This window comes from Corynebacterium minutissimum, from assembly GCF_000805675.1.
Lineage (GTDB): Bacteria > Actinomycetota > Actinomycetes > Mycobacteriales > Mycobacteriaceae > Corynebacterium > Corynebacterium minutissimum.
Genome location: NZ_JSEF01000016.1, coordinates 1 through 21,611, shown reverse-complemented (window position 1 = coordinate 21,611; position 21,611 = coordinate 1). Strand labels below are relative to the sequence as shown.

Sequence of the window (21,611 nt, the reverse complement as noted above, 5' to 3'; positions counted from 1 at the left end):
TTTTGTCGCTTTATACTTCACCCAACCGCGGCCGCCCCATCGTTATTTCTGGCGGCTTAGGGCGTATCAACAAGGTGTCGCGCGTGTTAAGCGGGATGATTGTGATCCATTCTTATCCGGAGGTTTTCTTTGAACCTGAAGAGGCGTTCTGGCCCCAGATCGAAGCACAGCGGTTGCACCCGACAGTGCGTTTCTACTTGCACTCGCTGAACTGGATCGACTTCATAGTGGACCGTGCGGTGGGGCTTCCTGAGTCGGAGTGGACTGAGGAAGTTTCAGCCGGCGCAGAGTTTGTCTGGGCGGTGGCGTGGAATTGGTGGGAAATGAACCACGTAACGCCTGAGTGGAAAGACGATGAGTACGTTTGGGGCGGGCATGCGGTGGCGATTAGGGCAGCGTCGCTCAGCGCGCTTAGTGAAATCTTCCCTGAAGACGAATGGCTGCATGAGGCCATCGAGCATCACGGGAAGTGGCTGCTGGAGCATTTTGATGGCTACTGGAACCACGGGCTTTCCCAAGCACTGGCGTTGATGGTGGTAGGAGATAGGCTGAGTAATGAGTCGATGCTCACCACCGGTGCAGAGCGCGCAAAAGCTTGCCTTGAAGTAATGATCGACGAGGAAGGCGCCATTAATGAGCAAGCGCCGGAGTACGCTAATTATATTGAAAGGCTTCGCCAGACCGCGGTTGATGCCCTTGAGTTGTTTGGGGCACCAGGTGCAGATGCTCTGCGCGCGAAGAAGGAGCCGCTTGAAGAATTCATTGCGCATTCGATGACCCCAGGCGGCACATTCGTTGAAGTTGGTGACTCAATGCCTCGGCGTCCTGAGTTCGTGCGCGGAGGGGCAGTGGAATTTGCACTATCGAATGGCGCGACTGGCGTGGAGATTCCCCGAGTCAAGGTTTACGACGCAGGGTATGTATTTGGGCGCTCAGGTTTTGGCCAACTCCGGGCACAAAACATGGAGAGCTTCTATTCTCTGCGCTTTGGGCCCGCCCGTGAGATACATGGTCATTGTGACCATTTGTCGCTGACGTTTTGGGACCGCGGCAGAAATGTCATTGTGGATGCTGGCCACCCGGGTTATGCACGGGGGAAGATGCGTGATTACGCGCAGAGCCGGCAAGCACACAATGTGCTTATGGTGCGCGGGAAGGAGCATATCCCTGACGCGGCTTCACGGTTGGTGAGTCACCAGGTTGAAGAGACGTGGTCTGCATTCGATTTGGAAGACACTGCGTGGGAGGGCCTGAAGTGGAATCGTAGTGCCTGTTTTGCTGACTGCGGTCCTTTTGTGGTCGCGGACAGTTTGGAGCCTACGTCGAAGGTGGAGTACTCAGAGCAACGCTGGAATGTGGCACCCGAGTTTGAGTACGTGGGATCGCAGTATGAAACCGTCCGGTTTCGCTCCGTGGTTGACGGAACGCAGTTAGTTTTTATCCGTTACGGCATTGAGGGGTCGCGCTATTTCGAGCACACTGACGTGAATCTGGCACGAGGAGACTGTGAAGGGCTTCGCGGCATTGTTTTCCGTAACGAGCAACCCACGGACACGTGGACTGTGGGCTTTGGACGTGCGAGCCGAGACTTTGGATTGCTCACCGCTATTGTGGTGGCTGGGCCCGAGGAGAAGGTGGAGTACACCTTCAAGGACAGCGGGCAAGGTAAGAGGACGCTACGTATTGTTCGTGGGTTGAAGACCTATCTTTTCGAGTACGACATCGCGGCACAGAGAGTGCGGGCGCTCTCCGTGCCGATCGAGCGGGGATACGCCGACGGAGGGCTTATTCCGCGCTGACGCGCCCCGCGATAGTACGGTTGATTCGTCAGTTAACGCGGTACTCGCTGAATTCGGAATACAAGAGGTCTGGTGAGAGATCAGCACCGTTGTCGTGGGGACACGGGCCGACTTGTAGAGGTTAGGGTAACCGGACCCCTCATGTGAAATGACCGGCGTGTCTGAACGCTATCAGTTGATGCCGTCTTTTGAACGAATCAGGTACAAGTTGCCCCTCTGGACAGTTTCGCTCGGGATATTGTGCACGCGGCCAATGTACTCACCGTTATAGCGCTGAACATCAATGTGACACCAGCGCTCGTTTGCTCAAAGATAGGGTGAGATGCGCCGGGGCACGCCTACATTCACAAAGGCGCGCTGTAGTGAGTAAGACACCAGGCGGACCATTTCGATGATCAGATGGGTCGCTTTCTCTTCGAGCTTGATGGACTGCTTTCCGGTCAGAGTGCCGAACCCTTTCCTAGCCGAGGATCGAACTAAGCCCAGGGCGCTTCAGAAGAAGGGGGACACTTACCTTTCTCTTCCAAAGAAAAGCGAGACGTAGATTCGACAAACCGCAGCTTGCCAGTGCAGGTGCCAACGGGAAGATTTCTGGGCTTGTTCTAACAGGATTGCTGAGATTGCGCTGGGTAAGCTGGCAATTTGCAAGACTGGTTTTGGGAATGCCGGGCAGTCCAAAGCAAGAAAAGCATGGTGTTCTTGAATAACGGCTATGCGTCCTGAGGGTTGTCCGTGAAGTATTTGACCATCAGCGCGGGCAGATTAATTGGGGTTCCGATACTCGGGAAACGATGAATATCAATGGCCGGCGCGGTGTTGACTTCGAGGACTTTCGCTTCATTTGCATGGGTTAAACTGCTTACCAAGATGTCGACACCAGCTATCCGAAGTCCTGGTATTGCCTTCACCGCTCGTACTGCCATTTTTAAAACATCGGGGCTAAGGTGACTTGTTACGTCAATATTGATAGCGCCTGCTCGAAGCGTAGTGAAGGGGTTCAGGAAAACGACCTGATTTAGATCGGGCGTTGTATCAATGCTTACGGATTGTTGTTTAAGGAACTCAGCTACAGGAACTATAGGATGGCGCCGGTGGCGAAAGTTAAGACTACGAGACTCATTTGCTTTAATAATGAGGGCTTCTAAAGAAGTCTTACCGTCACCGATTACAAAGGGCTGTACTTTGGCAGCCGCAGCTGCTACCTCGTTATCTATTACGAAAAGGCGAAGTTCTACGCCTTGGACTTGCTCCTCCAACAATACTCGTTTGGTATTTGGACTTGAAACAGCCAAATCCCATCCTTTTTCAAAATCTGCGTTGGATTTAATTCCTACAGTGACACCCCTTGAACCGCCGGAATTTGTGGGCTTAGTTACACAAGGACCGTCAAAGGTTTGAAAGTAAAGGCGTGCGATTTCCTTGTCTTCTCTGGAAAAGTCGGTTCCCGTCGGAAGGGGTACACTGTTTGAATCGAGAAATTTTCGTGTTAGTTCCTTATTCTTTGCAATCAAATCAACCTCGAGAGAATGGCGAAAAAGTTTCCCGTCAATCATTTTTACGGGTGCACCGTTGCCTGGAGGGGTGAAAACAGTTCGAAATGGCCGGTGCTGTGGTGGTTGTTCTTTCCAGCCGGCCTCCGCGAAAAGATTTCGAATTTCAGTTCTGGTTGGGGTAGTGAGTTCTTGTTCGTTGATGCCGCCTTCGAGGAGTTGCTCATTGGCTAACAAAAACTGGGCGAGCGATTCATAGTAGTGCTTGTTCACGGTGTGGCATTCCTTAGAGGTATCGGCTGTAGAACTTGAAAATAATTTGCGGAGCGGAAACATACCGGGCGAAGACCCGAATTCTCGCCTTGGAGGCGGCAACTGGGCGTGTGAATGCGACAGATGCTGATGGTGAGTATCCGGTTTCAGTTACAGGGCGCTCATTTTCTAATAGTGTAAATTTGAATTCGAGCGGAATAGGGAGTGTTCCTGATATGCGAACATTCGCCTTGACCTCATTGCCACTCACCTGAATAGGTACTTGGAATCTTGGATGAAGCGTCGGTACTGAGCTAAGGAAACCTCTCGGCTCTAGATTGCCCTGGAAGTGGGCAATCGACGAGCAATTTGCGCTTTGCACTATGATTTCCGTCGCTGGCGATTTACCCGTAAGAGCTTCGAGCAAGCTGTCGAGTTTGCCGAGCATGGGGCCCGGAGCTATCGTACGGGCTTCGAGGCCCCGCAAAAGTTCCAATCGGTAGTATTTGAAGAATCTATCTGTCGAACCGCTGAAGTCTCCGAGTTGGAATAAAGTCTGTTTGATCCTGTTGAGGATCTCAATTCGTGGTTCGTAGGCTGGAACCGCCTTCTTACTTTTTTCATAGGCAGCTTTGGACGCGAGCCGTGCCTCAACCGCGTCCTGATCGAGGCTGAAGAACTCGCCGAGGTTCTGGCTATTTTCTTCGAAGGATACCTGCTTCTTACGCCTAGTTTTGGGGAGGAGGCCCTCGTCCCAAAAACCGCCGTCGAAGTTAATTTCGTTTAATTCGGGCTGCAGATTCTCGATGATGTCGAATGCAACCTGTCCGACGTGCATTCGGTCGTGGGGGAGTATTTGCGCGGCTTGAACAAACTCTGGCTGGCTTAGGGGAAGAATTGGGATCTGTCCATGGGAGATGGAGTGCCGTGCATGTCCAAAGTGCGATCCATTTCTAAATATGGTGTATCGCTTGTGCAGAGCGTCTTCGATACCCTCTGCATTTAATCGGTTGAAAAGTGATTTTAGGTTCTGGCTGAGGATATCTAGATGGTCGTTTTTTACGAATCCGCGGCCATAAAGATGTTCGATCAGCTTTTTGGTATCGGAGCCTAGGGAAGCCTCGGTGTTTTCGAAATCGTTGGCCTTCATTAGATTCTGAACAGCGTTGAATCCTCGAAATGTCTCTCCCGCAGCGCCGCGCAATTCTAGATTTGTACCGTGTTGTACATACAGGTTGCGGTTAATTCGGAGTTTAAAGTTCCTATTTGACCTGTAATTTTGCCATTCTGACATCGCGGATTCAAAGTCCATAGGGACGTATGTCTGCTCTAGGGGGGTGGTCCATTTGAGGGCAAACTTTTCTCTTAAATAGTTCGCCAAATAAAGATCCTTGTACAACAAGGGGCGCGACGATTTGGGCAACCAAGTTTTGGGATTCATCGTGGTAACAGAAAAATTGTTGATGAGTCCTGTTTCAGCGAGAAGCGCAAGTACCATTCGAGAGTCCTTGCCTCCTGATAGGTTTATTTGTTTTTGGGTTGTCGGGATTGTGGAAGCTACCTTAATTTGACCAATAGCCTTGTGTATTCCGTGCTGAAGAAGCTCGTCATAAGTGTCTTTTGGCTCGAACAGAGTCGGCTGAGTTACGTGCCATTTATCTTCCGTGCATTGGATGCTTTGGCCGGGAAGTAAGGCTCTAGTGTTCTTTTCAAATGTCTGGTCAGATTGCATAGTGATGGACCAAGCATGTGTGGTACCCACAGTTGCTAATGCTTGGGCCCAATCTGGTTCGGGGGAGACTCCACGTTTCTGAGCTGATCGTGTAATTGCACCGAGAGAAGTGCTTACGAGCAAGCATCGTTGTTGCGGGAGAAATCGGTAGTAAACAGGCTGGTAGCTGAAAGGATCTGCCTTTATGATGCTATTTCCCGAGTCGTCCGAGAATACCCCTAGCCACTCTCCTGCGGAGCACTCAGCGTCGTCGTATAATGCGTCTACCTTTTGCTCGCTCACTCCATCGGAAATGATCCATTGCTCAGGGGAGTAGTAGATGCCGTTGAGGAAACGTAGTTTAAAGGGGGCTAGGTTTTTGAGAAGAGGCTGGGATTCTTCCCCCACTAAACCTTCGAAGGCGTAGCATACGTGGTGGGGGTCTGAGTGATACTTCACGTTTACTCCTGTGTGGTTTTCGGTTGAGAGTCGTCGGGGTGCTCTGGTTCAAGTTTTGTTTAGTTGTTGCAAGATGCGAGTGTGCATTTCTGGAGAGCTGGGTTAGCTTGCGGGGTCTCTCGTGCGCTTAGGCTGAGTGAAACGGACGGAAAACCACTCAGCGATATATGTAATTCTACAAGACGCGTTCGACGTACTTGATGCAGCCTGTTTTAGCGATAGGGTTTCGTATTACCCGAGTACACACCTATCGTTTCGAGAACGGCATTGAACGCAAGCGTGTGTAGACGTAGTCCGTACACATTGATCGTGGGTTGAAGTGTCGCGAGGGTCTAACCCCGACGTGTCCACTTTTTGGGGTCAGGCCCTACCCAAAGGCTTTAATCGCGTGCACGTGGGTAATGGCTGCCCACAACTTGGCGGGGCTCTGAGCTAAGAATTCACGATTGGCTAAGGTTAGGCGCTAGGCCGCCACGTTATACTTGCGAGCGGTTATGGGCGGTTGTCCTTTGCCTTTGTTAGAAACACCGGTTAGGCGCACCAGCCGAGAGCGTATCAATTTGTTCACGACCGAAGCCGATTCCGTCGAGGTGATGAGCGCTCCATTTTTCCGCACGCGGTAGACACCAAAATTACCTTTGTGTACAGCCCCAATGTCTTCAATTGGCGCAGCGGCATGAAGACGACGAGCACTTAGTCCACGCTGATTCGCTCCCCTATGGTTCGGTTGATCCGCCAGTCAGCGCGGCCATTGCTGAAGCCGGAGTAGAACAACTCGAAGGTTAGGTCTTCACCACTACCATGGGGAACGAGCGTGGACTTGTACAGGTTTGGGTACCCGGATTCTTCGTGTGAAATGATCGGGATGTCTGAGCGCTGCCAGCTAATGCCGTCCTTCGAACGCATAAGGTACAGGTTGCCATTCTGTACGGTGGCGCTCGGAACGATATGCACGATTCCTAGATACTCGCCGTTGTAGCGTTGAACATCGATGTGCCACCAGCGCTCGTTCGACTGAAGATAGGGATCAACAGAGGGGTACCTAGGTGCGGACCATGTCTTCAGGTCGACGCTTTCATAGAAGATGATTCGATTAGGAACACCGGTGTGGTTGGCGACGCCGTAGAGGCGCCAATTTTCACCGGTCCAGACGAGTGCTTGAGACATAAACTGTGGTTCGCCGGACCAGATTTCTTCTTTTTCCGACCAGTGCACGCCGTCGGTGGATTTAACTAGGAAGATGCGGTTTGTCTTGTCGTTAGGACGGTCCACCATGCGCCACGTCAGATACATTTCGCCGCTCGGAGCCATGACGAGCTGGGTATCGGAGTTATGCGGATCGGGCTTGCCCAGCTGGTCGTCAATGGGGTTAGTGAGTCCGTCTGGAACCTGCCAGGTAAATCCATCGTTAGAAACGACGACGTTGGGGTCTTCGGCACCTTCATCACTAGCCGGGTACGGTGTCATAGCCATCCAGTATTTCCAACCATTCCAGCCGTTCTCAAAGTAGAGAACGGAAGGATGGGTAGCCTGCCCGCTGCCTTCATGGGTGGGGAGGTTCAGCTGCGGGCCGCGTGGTGCTGCCCAAGCCCAGAGTGGTGCCTTATCTTCGCTTTTAGCGAGTCGGTTCTTGATATCAGCAACGTGCTGCGCGTATTTAGGAGAAGGCTCCACGGTATTGGTCGGAGCCGGGGTAGTACTTGTGGTCGGTTTAGCGGAGGTAGTCGGCTCTGCGCTGGTCGTTGGTTCAGTAGTTGTGCTTGGCTGCGTGGAAGGAGTTGGCTTTGCCGTCGACGTGGAATTGGGCGTAGAGCCTTGGGAAGAACCGATTCCTGGGAGAATGCCCGCGAGGAGCGCCAAACCGCCAATACCTGCAGCAAGCGCCACTAGTGCGGTGATAGCTTGCCGGACCTGCTCCTCGTTGAATTGGGGCAGGGTAGGCATTTGGAAGGCAGGCAGTTGCTGAGCTTGCGCGGGCGCAGGCGCGGAAACCTGCGCGGTGGTAAGCGAAGCAGTGAGGGCAAGGGCCACTAGGGCTTTGCCGGTGCGGGATGGTCGGCGCATGAGAGATCCTTAGTGCATACGAATGAGACGACTTTGAAGTCTACTGCGTGAGGGCGCTGGGAGGGAGCGAATACATAGCAACTGAAGGGAGAAGCGTCGTAAAGCATGCCCTGCGTGGCTAGGCGAAAATCTTGTGTACTGTTCAGCGTTTGGGTGATCTCTACCACCAGAAAATCAAGTGGTAGAGTGTGTTTAATTAAGAAGTCAAGTAGACTTGCAGCACCTCTAGTCAAGAATCTCTAGACTTGCCAGAAACACGCGCTGGGATCGTCCGCAAGGTCTTGGCGCTCGAGGTGAATTGTCTGGAGTGAAACTAGATGTCGGAGAATACGACACTGCGGAAAACGATGAAGCCGTCGTGGGTGTTTGCCATGGCTTTAGGCGCGGCGATTGGTTGGGGTGCCTATATCCTGCCGTTCGACTGGATGCAGAAGGCGGGGCTTGCTGGAACGCTCATCGGCTTTGTCATCGGTGGCCTGATGATTGCCATTATTGGTTTGAGCTACGGCTTTACCATTCGCGCGCTGCCGCTGACCGGTGGTGGCGTGGCGTTTGCCATGGCCGCACTCGGTCGGACTCATGCGTTTATCGCGGGCTGGGCGCTGACACTGGGGTATTCGTGTGTTGTCGCGTTGAATGCGTCGGCGGTCACGCTCGTCTTCCGCGTCACGTTCCCTGAATTGGTCATGCGGGGCGCGCTTTACGACGTCGCCGGGTGGACCATCTATCTCCCCGAAGTAGCGATCTGCTCGTTGTTCATCATTGGGTTCGCGTGGCTGAACTCCAAGGGTGCTGCGCTCTCGGGCCGGTTTCAGTTCTTTGCCGTGGTGCTTATGATCCTGGCAGTGGTGGTTATCGTGGCGTCGATGGTGATCTACTACGTCGCCGAGCGCCCGGAGCTTGCTCCCGCCTTTCCTGTAGATGTGCCGCCGGCTGCGGCGGTGGCGACCATCATCGCTTTTGCCCCGTGGGCCTACGTGGGCTTTGATTCCATTCCGCAGCTGGCAGGCGAGTTCAATTTCTCTCCGCGGAAGGCGCTGGGGCTTCTGCTATGGGGGATTACTGTCGCGACGGTTATCTATATGGCGATGATGCTCGCAACCTCCATCGCTGTGGGAACCCGTCACGATGCTTTCGAAGGAGAGGCATGGCCGCCGGCAGCAGCTATTAGCGAGGTAATGGGACCAGCTGGCTTGGTGCTCATGGTCGTTGCGGTGAGCGCGGGTGTGTTGACGGGCCTCAATGGTTTCTACACTGCGGCAAGCCGCGTGCTGTTTACATTGGGTCGGGCGAACCTGGTCCCGCGCCGTTTGGGTGAGCTGAAGGGCAAGGAACACGCACCGCGCAACGCGATTCTCTTGGTCTGTGCGGTGTGCCTGGTGACCCCATGGTTCGGGCGCGCGGCGTTGACGTGGGTCGTGGATATGTCCAGTGCTGGCATCACGGTGGCGTATTTCTATACCTGCTTCTGTGCTTGGAAGATTGCGCGGACCGGACAAGTCCCCGGGATGCCGAAGCCCATTGCCCCCAACAAGTTCTATGAGTACTTCGCGCTGGCCGGTTGCATCCTCTCCATCGGGTTCTTGGCACTGCTCTTTGTCCCGGGCTCGCCTGGAATGCTGGGAACGGCTCCGCTCATCGCGCTGGTGGTCTGGATTGTGTTGGGGCTGGCATCGTGGGCCGTCAAGAGCCGTCAATTGAAGGATGTGCCGCCGGAGAGGACGGCATCGTTGATTCTGGAATAGCTGGGGTGGTTAGTCGGTAGTGTTCAGACGCTGCGGCCAGTCGCGGGCATCCGAGGTGAAGATTGCGAGCACGCTGTTATCACCAGGTTTGCGGCAACTCAGACCAGTTAAATCGCTGCTAATTTGGCAGGTGAGCTGGTAGCTCTCACCGGTAACGGGGCTTTTGGCAGTGATGTCTGCAGTGTAAAGGGGATTGACCGTGGGGTCTGCTTGGTAGAGGGCGTAGCTGGCCTTCTTGGCAGGACCAAACATGGCTGCGGCAAACTCACAAGAGGTAGCGCTGCCGGCGAAGATTGCATCGCCCTCTGGCGTCACGCCGCAGTCGCCGCCGATCTGGCTGGCGTTGATGGTCTGTTCGCCGGCTTCTTCCTCTTGCTGCTCGTTAGCTCGGGTGGGGGAGGGGCCGTCGTCTTCCTCGGTGGTGGTTGAAGCACTGTCGGGGATGTCTGCCGTAGCTGATTCTTCAGCCGTTGTTGTTTCTTCGGCAGCGACGGGGTCTGGCGCCGAAGACGTGATCGGTTCATTGTCGCTGCAAGCGGAGAGAGTCAATGCCGTTGCGACGGCGAGAGTGAAAGAAGAGAGTTTATGCATAGCGGAAACTGTAGTCCTAGAAAAGTTCTATGTCCTGAGTTTGGATTGCATTGGGGCCGGGGCGCTTGCTAGCACGGTCAGATGTTTACAGCGCGTCCCGGTAGACCGAGCGGTCGTTCAAACGAGTCCGCTCAAACGGGACAAGGACGTCGAACCTGGACAGCTTCTCCCATACCTTGCGGGATTCGCCGCGGTCGGTGAGGATGCCCAGCTGCACGCAGCGGAGAAGCACGGCTTCAGTGGTGAAGACCGTTGCTGCCTGTCGCTTGCGTACGAGCTCCTGGGCCTCTTCATCATCGATGATGATGGCGGTAAGCACCGAAGGATCCTCCTCAAGCAGTGCCAGGCAGTGAGCGATTGCGGTGTATTCGCCTAGGTTCTTTGCCATTCCGCCTTGGATTGAGAACCGGGGACCCGCGAATAGGCGGATGTGTTTGAAGAGGCGATCCATGTCGTCGTCAAGCACGTGCACGTGGCCATGCGCAATGAGTGATGACCAGGTATTGGAGCCACTCTGAAACCTGGTGTCTTTTAGCTTTCTGTGCATCTCGTCGTTGACTGCAGCAGGCACGTGGAGTTTGTCATTGCCCACGAACTTGAGAAGAAGGTCCTGCTCGCCGGAGCAGATGAAGTTCAGCAACACGCTGGTGTCCGCAAAGATGAACCTTCTAGTCACGGTGAACCTACTCGTTTGCGAAGAAGTCTTCCAAGTCGGCCTCAATATCGCGCTGACCTGTTAGGTTTTTACCGACAGAACCCGGGGCAGCGTACATTGAGTCCGCTACTTCCTCGGGGGTTACCTGCTCGGCGAACGCAACTGTTGGCAGCGCGATGAGTCCTTGGGCAAATGCCTTGTAGGCATCGGCGACGAGCCTCTCGGAAGCTCGTGGCAGCTGCGCAATTTTGCACGCGTGGTCATACGTGGCTTTCCATCCGAAGCGGGAGGCGAGCTTCTTGGCGGTGTGACTCTTTAGTTCCTCTTTAGTGTCTTTCGACATGAGACCTGCTTGATGGAGCTGGATTGCAGCTACATAAGGAGAAACCTGGAATCGTTGGACAACTGCAGACAAAAGCTCTTCTGGATCTTCGTACTGAGGAAGTTCACGCAACGCTTCTTCGGGGCAGAGGACGCAGCGCGCGAAGGTGTTCGCGCGGGTCTCGTTGGGAAGCGTCTTATCGCATTGTAGGGAAGCCCCGTCCTCCGTGATGTCCTCGGCTACGATGTGCCCGATTTCGTGCGCGATGGTTAAACGCTGGCGGAAAGGATAGTTACTAGTGCCAATCCCTACGGTTAAAGCGCCCGAACCAGGATCGCGGAGCGTCAGCGCATCGAGGTCTTCCGGTAAGTCGAGGACAATGAAGTCAGCACCAACAAGCTTCATGAGGTCGTTTATGTCATCGACTGGGCCGACCCCAAGCTTGTGCTTCGCGCGAAAACGAGCAGCGAGTTCAACACCTTGTTTCGAAGGGCTTGGCGAATTAGGCATGTGCGTTATCCAGGTTCACACGTAACTGGAGATACGGAAGAAGGGCTTGTGTTCCGTCTTCAACTTTGGTCTCGTGACCACGTGCTGCAACGCGTACTCGCTTAGAGAGTGGGGTGGCGTCCACAAGCTCAGCAGCGTCGATACCTAGTGCCCACGCGAGGGCCATGATGTGGTGGAGAGTAGGCGTGGCCGTGCCTTTTTCAAGGCGGGTCAGGGTGGGCTGGGACAGAAGTTCATCAGTCATAGCGGCAAGCTCTCTCTGGCTGAGACCGCGCAGCTGACGCTGCGCACGGACGCGCTCGCCGAAGTCAGTGGGGATGTTCATGGTGGTGCTCCTTGTTGACTTTGATTAAACACGTGAATCAGAATTGAGTCAATATGATTCAGGGTGTCTGATGATCAGAGGAAAGCTTAGCTAATCGCTGCGTTTGCATGCGTAAATGGAATCCGCTCCTGCTCAATCAAAATCAACGCACTCTTAAACCGGAAGGGCGGGTTAAAGATTCTTGGAAGATCCTTCTCTTAAATGAGGTGACTGTGCACCGGAATCTAGGGACTTTTACGTGCAGCCTAGTGGGGTATCCAACGACGGGAAGATCAACGAGTCGACGGGTGGAGTGGTCGCGCAGCTTTCCTGGCTGTCCGCAGTCCGGGCACACGCCGATAACGGCTACGGGCGTGGACCCCATGATGGTCAGCGGTCCGGCATCAGCGGCACCGGTGATGGCAAGTCCGATTTCCGCGGTACGGCAGATAGTGTCGGCGACGAGGTTTCCAGTAGGCTTCACAATACAGGTCCCTGGTGGGTTTAGATGGTTGTGCAGGAACTTTCATCTTCACACTAGGGATCCCTACATGTTGCGGTGACCCTCTGAACCCGTCATTTTCTAACTCACCCCGCCACGCACCCCGAAATTGGAAGAGCCCCTTTCCCAAGAATATAAATAGAGAAAATTAGAAAAACGCTCGGTTTCAATCACTCTAGCCTGATAGTCTGACCGAAGACCCGTCCCAGAGCCTTCAGCGCGCTCCTTTGGGAAAGGGAGTCTGAAGGGTGTCCAATTCTGAAAGATGACCATGCAATTTGAAGCAGATACAAAACCCCTGCAAGAGATTCTTGTAGTGGGACAGCACGTGATCCCGCGTTACCAGCGTCGATACGCTTGGGATGAATTAAACATCGAGGAATTTTGGGAAGATTTAAGAAAAAATAAGCAAGGTCATTTCCTCGGAAGCATGGTTGTTTGTGGGCCGAGGTCGGGTGAGCGGGAAGTTATTGACGGGCAGCAGCGAATCACTACAGCTTTAATCTTGCTCTCCGTTTTGCGGGACGAGTATATTCGCCTCGGCGAAACTGCTCTTGTTGGTGGAATCGAGTCGCTAATAAAATACATTGACCTAAATGGTAAAGAGCGCTTCCGTCTCGAAAATTGCGATGGTTCTGCAAACAATAGGCTGGTAGAGTCAGTTCTCACTCCCGAAAAGGACCGTCAATATCCAAATGGGGAGTACCCTGACTCACTTGAAGTTGCGGCAAGGAAGAAATTCGAACACCTCATTCATGCTGAGCAGGCGAGAACGGGTGACTCGATTTCGATTCTAAACGAAATGCGAGACTCTCTGGTGCGAGCAGAGGCTGTCTATGTTTGGGCTGATAGCAGAAGTGATGCTTTCGGCGTATTTGAGACGCTTAACGATCGCGGGCAAAGCTTAACCGTTGTCGACCTAGTTAAAAACACAATATTTTCGCGGTTGGCAGAGCGTGCTGATCGGGGTGACGAAAAAATGTGGGTGAAAGCGATTGATCTGGTTGAGCAGTCCGAATTAGAAAACATTGACCTAAGCCAATTCTTGTATTATCACTGGAATTCGATTGCCCAGAATGGCAAAATCGCGGGCGATCCGGTCGAAGAAAAGAAAATTCGGCGTTCGGTTGAGGAATTTTTGGGAAGTGGATCTGGCTCGAGAGATCGTGCGAAGGATTTTCTTGAGGGATTCGTCTGCTCTGCGACTATTTTCGATGCTTTTGGCAAGACCTTAGTTACTGGTGGGGCGGCAGAACCGTGGAAAGAATTGGTTGCTGAGTCAAGGTGGCACCAGCAAAAGTTCGACCAGATTTCATGGACTCTATACGGGATTTTGGTTACTGGGGCGGCGCAGCCGTTGATGCTACTTCTTGCGCTAATGCGGAAATACCTTGAAAATGATGCTTGGATGAGAAGCGCTGATTTAACTGCTTTCCTCAGGGAGATAAAGAATTACCAATTCCGTTGGTCCATCGCGGGTAAAGGGTCGACTTCCACGCACCGGCGTCTGTATCGCAAAGCTGCCACTATGGTAAACCTTGCCCAAAACTCGGGAGACCTACGTAAAGCCATGCGAGAGTTCTGCGACGGTGCCTCAAAGAAGGGTGCGACCGATCTCCAGTTCAAAGCTGGGCTTGGAAAGTTGGTTTATTCTAATACTCGTAAAAAGGATGTTTACAAAGTTCGGTACGTTCTCCGAGAGATTGAGACGAGCAAATCGACTAGGACTCTCGACTTTTCAAGGCTGCAGACTATTGAGCACATCGAACCCCAGGCCAGGAAATCTGAAAGTACACCACGAAATAGTTGGGTATTTAAGCTCGGAAATCTGATGCTCTTGCCTGGCGATGTGAACAGTACACTCCCCAATAGTTTCTCGGAAAAAGCTCCTAAGCTTGCGCATTATGTGGGAGAATTTGACGAAGTTCTCCTAGAAGCAATTAATGATGGTGCATGGGGAAATGAATTGGCTGGGAGACGTCAAGGAGTTTTCGAAGATTTTGCATGCGAAATTTGGCCCAAGGCCTAAGATCCTAGACGAAAACTCTTGGGGCTCAGTCGACTCAATTGCTATTCCCGCGTTTTCGGTGACTGGCGTCTAGGCGACCATTCTCTTAGTGTAGTACCCAAACGGAGGACTCTGCTTCAACCCTGCTGCCCAGACAGAATCAACGTCGGGTGAGATTTATCTACTAGGGGCAGCATTGGTAGCACAGTCAAGGGGGGTGTTCCTATATAGTTTGTCAACCTCGCGGGTGGATTAGCCGGGGTTGATTTTTCAGCCGGGGTTGTTTGGCCGTGTTGTTTTCTTGCATGGCTGTTAGCCGACTGGGGTTTCCCAGTCGGCTGTTTGGTTCTTGGGGTTTAGGCTGCTTCGACTTCCTGTGATTGGTCGGTATCGCGGTAGTACTCGTGGTTGCTCATCATGGCGTATAGGACGTTGAGCCGTCTGCGGGCTAGCGCTACGACTGCAGCGTTGTGTCTCTTGCCTTCACGGCGCTTTCGTTCATAGAATTGCCGTGAACGCTCGTGGAATCTGATGGATGCAAAGGATGATTGCCATAGGGCGTTCTTTAATTTTTTATTGCCAGCTCTGTTCAGTGAGTTCGACATGATTGAGGTTCCGGACTGATTCGTTCGGGGTGATAAGCCAGCGTAAGAGGCTAGGTGCCCAGCTGTCGGGAAGTCGGACATGTCGCCCGCAGTCATGAGAATTTGGGCAGCCGTCTTCGGCCCGATTCCTGGCATGGATAGCAGGATTTGAGTGTGGGGGATGTCGTTGATGAGCTCGATGACTTCCTGTTCGATTTGTTTGCGGTGCTCGAGCTTTAAAAGCGCGTCCTTCGCCGACATTGCTACGCCCATTTCGGCATATTGTGCACCAGCAATGGCGACTGTTTGCTCAGAGATGGCAGCGAATATGGCATCGATGACGGGCTCGGGATTGCGTGCCTTATAGCGTCGAGCGAAGGCAGCTGCTTTGGCTTTTCCGAGGCGCTTTATTTTGGTCGGCCCGCCGTAGCGTGCAAGTAGGTGCAGAACCCATTTGCGGTGGATCACCTGGCCGCGAAGGGCTTGTTCGAATTGCGGGTAGCAACCAACTAGTGCACTTCGAATCTGATTGATGAGCCTGGTGTAGGAGCGTGCTAAGTCTTCGCCGATGCCGTTGAGGACTTTCAACTGGAGGAAGGCTTCTTCGACGCGGTCGACACTGCGGAGGGATTCCGGAAGGTTCTTTGCAGCGTGGGCGATGATATATGCATCCCGGATATCAGTTTTGGCATTACCAGCGTGGATGCGTGAGAGTTGGCGCATAGCCAAACCTGGAAGGTAGCGCACGTCGATTCCGATATCTTGGGCAACTGCGACAGTTAGTCGCCCAATGTTATTGGGCTGGTCCACGACGACAAGGACCTTGTGGTCGTTTGCGCTGAACGTTGAAAAGAGTGTGCGCAGGGATTTTTCGTTTTGGTTGATGCGCTTTGATAGTACTTGGGCGCCGTCGATATCTAAGACGCAAGCGTGGTGAAAGTATTTGCCAACGTCCATGCCGATGACATAGTCGTAGGTCATGCCAGACCTCCTAGCGAATTGAACGAGTATGAGACTTAATTCATCGCTGGTGGTCGGACATACTTCACGCTGGCATCCACATTACTTGAGACCTCACACATCCTGTGTGGGTCAGGTTCCTATTAGCAGTCTGGAGTATGTCACTGCCTTCGGCGGCATCACCCCCCGGATCATTTTCAGACAGGGACGAAAACAAGCCATACCGAAGCCAGCGACTAGTTCCGCTGCCACAAGGCAGAAGGAACGCAGATAAACATAGCCTGCCCCAGCATGGGGCTAGGAGTACGAATCCTGGGCTCCTTCAAGCGGAACTGCTAACAACGTAATGGGGAGCCCAGTAGTGAGAACTTTTAGAAACCCGTTTCTACCTTGCTGGGGTTGCCCGCAAATCGTGGACACGTAGTGGAGCTACCTAGTGGTTAGGCAGCTATTTCTTTTCTGCTGTTGATTGAGCCGGCGTGGTTCTCGAAGTCGACGGGGCTGACCATCCCGAGTGCGGAGTGTCGGCGCCGGCGGTTGTAGACGACTTCAATCCAGTAGGCAACGGCCTTGCGCGCGGCATCACGGGTCGCTCAGCGCTTACGGTCGTAGAATTCGGTTTTAAGCGTGGACCAGAACGACTCGGCCATCGCGTTATCGAAGCACACACCAGTACGCCCCACAGACTGAGCAATGCCCAGGTTGCGGCATACCTCCCAGAGCTTCTCGCTGGTGAATTGGGTTCCGCGGTCAGCGTGAAACACCAGCCCATCAGGAACATCACCACGCAGTGTGTGCGCCATCCGCAGGGCCCGTTCAACCAAGCTTGTATCTTGCACATTATCCATTGCCCAGCCCAGTACCCTGCGGGAATGGCCGTTGCGGACCGCGCACAAGTACAACCAGCCTTCACCGGTGCGCAGGTAGGTAATATCTGACATCCACACCCGGTTGAGCTCACCGGTATCAAACATGCGTTTGACCAGGTCAGGGAGCGTGGATTTACGCTTGGCTTGAATCGTTGTCACTGGAACAAAGGCACGCGGTGAAATCCCTTCAATGCCCATCATGCGCATCCGCTTCGCCACAGTCTTACGGTTGAGCGAAATGTGGTAGCGCTCGGTTAGTTCTGCGGTGATCCGCGGAGCACCATAAACCTCATCGGAGTCTTTCCAAATCTGATGAATCTTTCGGTCAACATCATCGTAAAATGCTGCACGATTATCTTTTCTGGATAGTCGTTTCTGCTGTGCATGGGCCCATTTGTAGTATCCAGACCGAGATACTTTTAATAGTCGTGCCATGCGTTTGATGCTGTAGTTTGCCTTGCTCTGGCTGCATTAGTTCGAACTGTTCTGCTCGCGTTGCCTCAAAGCGAAGAAGGCTGTCGCTTTTGACAAAAACTCATTATCCATCTTGGCTTCAGCCAACTCACGGCGCAGGCGAGCATTCTCAGCCCGGAGATCAGCCTCGCTCATCCCATCTGAGGCTCCTCGGCGTTCACGCTCGAGCTTGACCCATTTTCCTAAAAGCCCGGCGGAAACACCGATTTCCTTAGCCACATGGGCAATCGGGCGCTCTGACTCGATTACCAGGTTCGCGGCTTCACGCCGGTACTCCGGCGTGTACTTCTTGCGCTGTTGATTCACAATGAACATCCTCTCCTACGGACACAAGATCCGTACAAATAGGGTGTCCACTAAACGAGGGTAACCTCACAGAGGCCTGATGTGTTGTCCTCTAAGATCGTCCTATGGCTAATTCCACTTCCGTCCGCACTGTTGTTGTCCCCGCAGCGGGTATGGGTGCTCGGTTCTTGCCTGCAACGAAGACTGTCCCGAAGGAATTCCTTCCAGTCGTGGACACTCCTGGCATTGAAATGATCGCTGAGGAGGCCGCGGGTGCAGGCGCTACACGGCTGGCTATCGTGACCTCGCCTAGCAAAAATGAGGTTATGCGGCACTTTGATGAATTCCCCGAGCTTGTGGAGATTCTTCGTGCCCGTGGCAAGGACGAGCAGGCGGTGAAGGTGGAGCGTGCCGCGCAGATTATTCAGCCGGTAGCGGTTGTGCAGGACAAGCCATTGGGCCTGGGCCATGCAGTTGGCTAGGCGGAGACCGTGCTCGATGACGATGAAGACTACTTTGCTGTCATGCTTCCCGATGACGTCATTGAGCCCACCGCCGCCATGAGTGAGATGATCCGTGTGCGCCAGGAACATGGCGGTTCAGTCTTGCTGGCGGTGGAAGTGGACCGCGCGCACGTGTCGAACTATGGCGTGTTCGATATCGAGAACACTGATGAGGACTCCGTCAAGAAGGTTGTCGGCATGGTGGAGAAGCCAGCAGTGGAGGATGCGCCGTCGAACCTTGTCGCAACTGGACGCTACCTACTGGACCGCGCAATTTTTGATGCGCTTCGCCGCATCGAACCGGGCAAGGGCGTGGAGATTCAGTTGACCGACGCCATCGACTTGCTCATCTCCGAGGGCCATCCAGTCCACGTTGTTGTGCACGACGGTATTCGCCACGACTTGGGTAATCCGGCTGGTTTCATTCCAGCGAGCGTGGAGTTTGGTTTGCGCCACCCGAAGTATGGGCCGGCGCTCTTCCGAGACTTCGAGGAGATTCTGGAGAAGTACCGGCCGCATTACGAGGAAATGTAAAAACTTAGACTAACGCGGGAAATTGCGCGAGTCGATTGCGTGGGGAAGTTGAGTATGAGCGATCAACACCCCTTACGAATGGATCTGATTTTCGCATGGAAATCTAAAACTGCAGATGTATAGATTAACAAACGTGTGGGCGCAGACTAGAGTAGTTTCTGGAAAGGGTAACATCTTGAATCGGAGGGTCCCGTCAGGAAATATGTCCGACTTGAGCGTATGGAAGGGAAAAGAATTGATTTCCTAGTTTAAATAATTCGGAGGGTTCCCATCTAGATTTCGTGTCGGATTTGGAGATAAACGCCGAATGTGTAACTAGGCACCCTAGCCGGGGAGCCTGATTGAGTAAGAAGTATGTTAAAGATCGAGTGTGGTGTGCATGTGGACTGAGCGGGAGCAGCAAATCTTACTGCATAATTTAAGGGAGGAACTATCGGTACCATTAAATATTCTTAACTCTGTTCCATTCTTGCCTCCCGAGGTTGAGGCCGTTCTCGTTTACGGTAGCCGCGCCAGGGGGGATTACGTTGAGAGCTCAGATTTGGATCTGCTAGTACTTTCATCTATCGAGGGGACTAACCTCAACAGTGGAAAAGTGAGCGTAGCAATCTACACTTCGGAGGAGCTGCATAGGGCTCGAGGTACGCTGTTTGGCTACCATCTGCGACGAGACTCCATTTGTATATACGATCCGGAGCGGAAGCTGCAGATCGAAGTTGAGAATTTTGGAGAAGTTAATACCGGCAGAGTCTTCTCAAAGGCTCGGCACTTGGGAAAAATTCTGAGCCTTAACGAGATTGATTTGCAAAGGTATCTTCCGGGGCTGTACCGAGAGGCCAGATATCTTCTTAGGAGCTGCTTGTATGCGAAAGCTATTGATGAGGGGCGGCCTTGCTTTTCAGTACGTATTTTAGCAGAGAGATATGGGCAGCCGCGATTCGCTACAGTGTTAAGTGCGAATCCTGCGGATGGTATATCGAGCGTTGATTATCTATTTTGTCGCGAAAAATTGGTCGAACTTGTTGGCGATCTAGAGCAGAATGAGCATGGTTCATTGGAGGCTCTAATTGTTAACGAATGGGGTGGAGAACCAGAGTTGATTTCCATGGCGTTAATGGCTCTTGGTGACGTGCCTAACATAGGTGACTATGCGGAAGTTAAGGCGGTCTTTTTATGATTGAGCAGCGTGCATTTATCGGAGATATTCATGGTGAAATCTATGCTCTCAATAGGGCGCTGGAGTTTATAGAGTATAGAAAAATTGATCGATGTGTATTCTTGGGTGATTATATAAATAGAGGTGCGCATAGTAAAGATGTGATTGAAAGGCTAATTGAATTTAGTGGAAAATGTGAGTGTGTCTTCATAAGGGGGAATCACGATCAATTAATGATTGATGCTCTTACTAATGCCGGCTCTGTAGGTGCATTCTTAAAAATTGGAGGGGCTGACACCCTGCGATCCTATCTCAAAGGACGCAAGATTGGGCCGGATGTATTTTCTGAAATGCAGTCACTCGTCCCAGAAAGTCATAAGCAGTTCTTGGAATCAACTGTGAGGGACTGGGGCTCAGATTCCTTGTATGCAACTCACCAAGGGCCTACTGATCCTAGCCGTGTGACAATCCTCGGCCATAAGCTTGTTGACAGAGCTGTTTTCGAGAAAAAGGTTATAAGAATAGACACTGGATGCGGGATGACAAATGGTAAATTAACCGTTTTGTTGGCCCCGGCATTTCAAGTTAATTATTTTTCTACGTTGCCTTAGTTATTTCATTTAGGTATTCTTCAAATTTCCGAATCCCGAAGTTGTTCTTCAACCTTTTGTTAATAGCTAGCCCTCTTTCGGCATTGCATCTCGCGGAGTCAACTCGATCGAGGGCGAGTTCTGCTTGGACGATCATTGCGAGGGAATAAACTATGCCTTTTTCGTTAATTTCGAATTCGTTTATCTCCAAGGACATTTTTGCAAACTCGAGACTTTTCTCGAAATCCCCGAATTGGTGGAAGCTGACCTGGGCCTGCAGTAGATGGAAGTTAGCCTTAGTCCCGGAAGAAAGGCTACTAACTTCCAGAGAACCGGCTTCACTAAGCCGTTTTGTCAGGGAATCGAAGTCTAGTTCCATAAGATCAAGTCTCGCCAAATTGATCAGCGAGAGCATAGTCTGTTCGGGATCATTTAGTTCTTTTCTGAGCTCTTCTGCCTTCAGATAGCAAAGGCGTTCCTCGTTTTTCTTGTTTAACTGATGATAGGCGCGTCCTGTGCAGTCAAGAAGTCTCGCAAATTCTCTTGGGGCCTTAATCTCGGCAAGTGGATAGTCTGCAAGGTATCGGTTGTTTCGAAGAACAGCCTTAAGAGCGTTTTCTCTATCTAGGTCTATGTTAGCTAGCTCAGTTAATACCGTGGCCCCTTCAGCGGAATTGATTAAATCCTGATCGACAACGGATGGCCAGCACTTTTCTTCGAGGTGTCTAAGCGCACGCTCGATTGCCCCATTTCTTCGAAAATATTTTGCCAATTCAATTTGTTGGGGTATCCCACCTTCTTCTGCTGCGGATTCTAAAAATTGGAGACCTCGATCAGCGCATCCCAGCGAAATTAGTTGGCGGCCTTGTTCCATCTTTTTAAACGGGCTGATTACGTTATGGCCTCTTGAAGTCAAGATACCGTCCGGCACGACCGGCATTGACGAACTCAAAAAGTGTTCTAACTGCTTAAGGGTTTGGGATTCGACATCGCCGCTTTCGATATTACCGTAGTAAACGCGATAACTTTCCCTAAGCCTCGTTTTGAAAAGTCGCACCTTAGGATCCGGGTTCGGGTGCTCGACAAAGAAGACCGCAGTGTTTGCCATCGGTGACGATTTGTCGAGAATCGAAAGCAGACTAGTGAAAAATTCCTCTTCGGTACCACTAGAGTTGTGATGTCTAGCGACTTTTTGGACACGGAGTCCAGGATGTTTTTGGACGGGATGTCTAGTGGCTTTTTGG

At 52.4% G+C, this 21,611-nt stretch carries 14 protein-coding genes and 3 pseudogenes; 6 read left to right on the top strand and 11 right to left on the bottom strand.

Annotated elements, in window-relative coordinates:
- The first annotated feature begins 2 nt into the window (after positions 1-2).
- Positions 3-1,799, top strand: a complete 1,797-nt coding sequence (locus NX84_RS09855) for a heparinase II/III domain-containing protein (RefSeq protein ID WP_126297613.1) — start codon at positions 3-5, stop codon at positions 1,797-1,799.
- Between the two features lie 710 nt (positions 1,800-2,509).
- Here the strand turns inward: NX84_RS09855 and NX84_RS09850 are convergent.
- The 3 genes from NX84_RS09850 to NX84_RS09840 all read right to left on the bottom strand — a co-directional run bounded on the left by NX84_RS09850 (position 2,510) and on the right by NX84_RS09840 (position 7,775).
- A complete protein-coding gene (locus tag NX84_RS09850) occupies positions 2,510-3,562 on the bottom strand; it encodes an ATP-grasp domain-containing protein (RefSeq protein WP_039676304.1) in 1,053 nt (350 codons plus the stop codon).
- A gap of 13 nt (positions 3,563-3,575) precedes the next feature.
- Positions 3,576-5,711, bottom strand: a complete 2,136-nt coding sequence (locus tag NX84_RS09845) for a hypothetical protein (RefSeq protein ID WP_039676303.1) — start codon at positions 5,709-5,711, stop codon at positions 3,576-3,578.
- A gap of 693 nt (positions 5,712-6,404) precedes the next feature.
- The gene (locus NX84_RS09840; RefSeq protein WP_039676302.1) at positions 6,405-7,775 is read right to left on the bottom strand and encodes a hypothetical protein; all 1,371 of its coding nucleotides are present in this window, start codon (positions 7,773-7,775) and stop codon (positions 6,405-6,407) included.
- Between the two features lie 317 nt (positions 7,776-8,092).
- Between NX84_RS09840 and NX84_RS09835 the strand changes: the two genes are divergently transcribed.
- Positions 8,093-9,520, top strand: coding sequence for an APC family permease (locus tag NX84_RS09835; protein ID WP_039676301.1), 1,428 nt, complete (start codon positions 8,093-8,095; stop codon positions 9,518-9,520).
- Positions 9,521-9,529: 9 nt separating this feature from the next.
- Here the strand turns inward: NX84_RS09835 and NX84_RS09830 are convergent, their stop codons facing one another.
- From NX84_RS09830 to NX84_RS13330, 5 genes and pseudogenes are all read right to left on the bottom strand, one after another.
- Positions 9,530-10,111 (bottom strand): hypothetical protein, encoded by a 582-nt coding sequence (locus tag NX84_RS09830; protein WP_039676300.1) that lies wholly within the window; start codon positions 10,109-10,111, stop codon positions 9,530-9,532.
- 85 nt (positions 10,112-10,196) lie between these two features.
- On the bottom strand, positions 10,197-10,787 hold the full coding sequence (locus tag NX84_RS09825) for a PIN domain-containing protein (protein ID WP_039676299.1): 591 nt from the start codon (positions 10,785-10,787) through the stop codon (positions 10,197-10,199).
- Between the two features lie 7 nt (positions 10,788-10,794).
- A complete protein-coding gene (locus NX84_RS09820) occupies positions 10,795-11,493 on the bottom strand; it encodes an ImmA/IrrE family metallo-endopeptidase (protein WP_169744714.1) in 699 nt (232 codons plus the stop codon).
- Between the two features lie 97 nt (positions 11,494-11,590).
- Positions 11,591-11,923 carry a helix-turn-helix domain-containing protein gene (locus NX84_RS09815; protein ID WP_052319750.1) on the bottom strand — a complete coding sequence of 111 codons (333 nt, stop codon included), beginning with the start codon at positions 11,921-11,923 and terminating at the stop codon, positions 11,591-11,593.
- Positions 11,924-12,095: 172 nt separating this feature from the next.
- A pseudogene (locus NX84_RS13330) lies at positions 12,096-12,386 on the bottom strand (transposase family protein); the annotation flags it as partial.
- A 283-nt stretch (positions 12,387-12,669) separates the two neighbouring features.
- Between NX84_RS13330 and NX84_RS09810 the strand changes: the two are divergent.
- Positions 12,670-14,433: a DUF262 domain-containing protein gene (locus tag NX84_RS09810; protein ID WP_039676298.1), complete on the top strand. Its 1,764-nt coding sequence runs from the start codon at positions 12,670-12,672 to the stop codon at positions 14,431-14,433.
- A gap of 335 nt (positions 14,434-14,768) precedes the next feature.
- Here the strand turns inward: NX84_RS09810 and NX84_RS09805 are convergent, their stop codons facing one another.
- Together NX84_RS09805 and NX84_RS12675 are read right to left on the bottom strand one after the other, a co-directional pair.
- The gene (locus NX84_RS09805; protein WP_039676297.1) at positions 14,769-15,977 is read right to left on the bottom strand and encodes an IS110 family RNA-guided transposase; all 1,209 of its coding nucleotides are present in this window, start codon (positions 15,975-15,977) and stop codon (positions 14,769-14,771) included.
- A gap of 419 nt (positions 15,978-16,396) precedes the next feature.
- A pseudogene (locus tag NX84_RS12675) lies at positions 16,397-17,614 on the bottom strand (IS3 family transposase).
- Between the two features lie 95 nt (positions 17,615-17,709).
- Here NX84_RS12675 and NX84_RS09790 point away from each other — a divergent pair.
- From NX84_RS09790 to NX84_RS09780, 3 genes and pseudogenes are all read left to right on the top strand, one after another.
- Positions 17,710-18,621, top strand: a pseudogene (locus tag NX84_RS09790) (UTP--glucose-1-phosphate uridylyltransferase).
- A 379-nt stretch (positions 18,622-19,000) separates the two neighbouring features.
- Positions 19,001-19,798: a nucleotidyltransferase domain-containing protein gene (locus tag NX84_RS09785; RefSeq protein WP_039676295.1), complete on the top strand. Its 798-nt coding sequence runs from the start codon at positions 19,001-19,003 to the stop codon at positions 19,796-19,798.
- Positions 19,795-20,388, top strand: a complete 594-nt coding sequence (locus tag NX84_RS09780; RefSeq protein WP_039676294.1) for a metallophosphoesterase — start codon at positions 19,795-19,797, stop codon at positions 20,386-20,388. Before NX84_RS09785 ends, NX84_RS09780 begins: the two co-directional genes overlap by 4 nt.
- Here the strand turns inward: NX84_RS09780 and NX84_RS09775 are convergent.
- Positions 20,375-21,611: hypothetical protein (locus tag NX84_RS09775; protein ID WP_039676293.1), on the bottom strand; the 1,237-nt coding region annotated here is incomplete at its 5' end. The two genes, NX84_RS09780 and NX84_RS09775, sit on opposite strands and share 14 nt — an antisense overlap.